Annotated in this window: 1 protein-coding gene; it reads right to left on the bottom strand. The window is 45.5% G+C overall.

Annotated features, from left to right (window positions below; all coding sequences use genetic code 11):
• Positions 1–394: 394 nt before the first annotated feature.
• Entirely contained in the window at positions 395–1,672 is a 1,278-nt protein-coding gene (locus O9H85_RS37335; protein ID WP_269886372.1) for an IS110 family RNA-guided transposase, read from the bottom strand.
• Positions 1,673–1,786: the final 114 nt, after the last annotated feature.

The following is a 1,786-nucleotide window of genomic DNA, read 5'->3' as shown; positions in this document are numbered from 1 at the left end:
CTCCCTCAGAGAATAAGGTTTTTCTCACGTATGCTCGCTCATTCGCAGGATTTCACGTACCTTGTTAAGTAGGAGTTTAAACGAGTGGATAATGTGGCTAGTCAGATCCGTTAGAGCGCATGCGGGAATAGAAGGTGTTGATCATATTACAACATCTTCCAAAAAAAGTTTTTGCTGCACGTCTCTCTCCACAAGGTCCTTGGGATTCACTCTCCCAAATCTCGACGGGTCTAAGCCCTCACATTCCTTCGTCCTATCTATCCAAGGTGTGGAGTCCGATCAACGTTAACGGAACGGGTCTAAGCCCTAAAGCGCAATAATCTCGGTACTCCGTGCTTTCTTTGTGAAATCCTGAGAATGAGCCAATCTACGTATCTTGGTTGCGGTTTTAGTTTTAAGCTGCTAACGGTATCTGAGCCTTATCTGCAGAGAATTTTTGTCCTTCTTTCGCCATAGCTACGAGCATCCGAGCCAGTTTCCCAATCAACTTTATCATTGACTGCATTTTCGTCATACGTTTCACTTCAATATTGTGTGCATGCAGGGCTTGGAAAGCACTATTATGAGATAAAAGGCTAAACACAGTGAAGTACAAATGCTTACGTAGTAACGAGTTGCCTCGTTTCGTGAGCTTAATTTGCCCCTTGTATTTACCAGAACTACGTTCTGCCAAGTTCAATCCTGCCTTTCGTAATAACTGATTTCCGTGAGACAACTGACGTAAGTCCCCGCCAAATGCTAATATGGCAGCCGTTGCAGGGACGGAAACACCGACAGATCGAACGAGATCTGAACAGGGGATTTCGGGCAATACCTTTTCAATCATCTTGTCCGCTTCATCAATAATTTGGCAGATTCTTTCATATTCTTCGATGAGGTGCTTCAGTTCCCATTTGTCTTCTTCAAGGGCAGTAGCGTCTCCAACGCTATGTCTAGCGAGTGCTTGAATCTGGGTCGCCTTGTTCCTGCCTCGCACACCGCCAGGTCTAGTCATGTACTCTCCCCAGATGTGCACCATTTGCTCCGGAGTTAACTGCAACACGTCAGATGGGGCTGGAAAACGACGCAAAGTGGCCAATGAACGAGTGCTAAAAATATCTTCGAATGCTTGTCTGTATTCTGGAAAACGGATATCCAGCCAGCGGTGGATTCTGTTCTTAACCCGTCCAGATTTAACAACCCAATGCTCTCTATTTGTAACAATAACCCGTATGCGACGGAACGCTTCTTCCTTTGGGGAGAAGGGCGTGTAGAACCCGCGGCTCACCGCATCGGCAATGACCAGTGCGTCCTTGGGGTCATTCTTTGAGGGAGAATTATCCCTGTTTTCCTTATTGCGTTTGGTGGTCATTGGATTGACAAGGACAACAGAAATACCTTGTTGCACCAACCAATTGGCGATATTGAACCAGTAGTGACCGGTACTCTCCATTCCCACAACGACGTCATTCATGCCGTGCATTTTCTGTAATTTACGTATGCTACTTTTTAAATGCTCAAAGCCGGCATGGTCATTTGAAAACATAATTGGGCGATTAGTGAGGACAATACCTCGAAAATTAATGGCTTGAGCAGCATGTTTCTCCTTGGCAATGTCGATGCCTATGACAAGAGTGGAAGTGGAAATACGCTCTACACGTTGATTTTGAGCTTTAATTAGTCTAGACTTCATAATAACGCCTCCTAAGGTGAGTTCTGAGGGCCGCAACCCAGTACATACTCATCCTAGCGAGGCGTCCGTTTTTCTGCAAATTGAATCTACTAACACCTACAGGAATGTTAACGG

Origin of the sequence: Paenibacillus gyeongsangnamensis, assembly GCF_027533625.1 — a bacterium.
Lineage (GTDB): Bacteria > Bacillota > Bacilli > Paenibacillales > NBRC-103111 > Paenibacillus_G > Paenibacillus_G gyeongsangnamensis.
The sequence above is the reverse complement of the archived record's forward strand: the minus strand, read 5'-3'. Positions and strand labels throughout refer to the sequence as shown.

Excerpts from the sequence above, each read along its gene's own strand:
- O9H85_RS37335 (WP_269886372.1), bottom strand. The coding sequence starts at position 1,672 with ATGAAGTCTAGACTAATTAAAGCTCAAAATCAACGTGTAGAGCGTATT.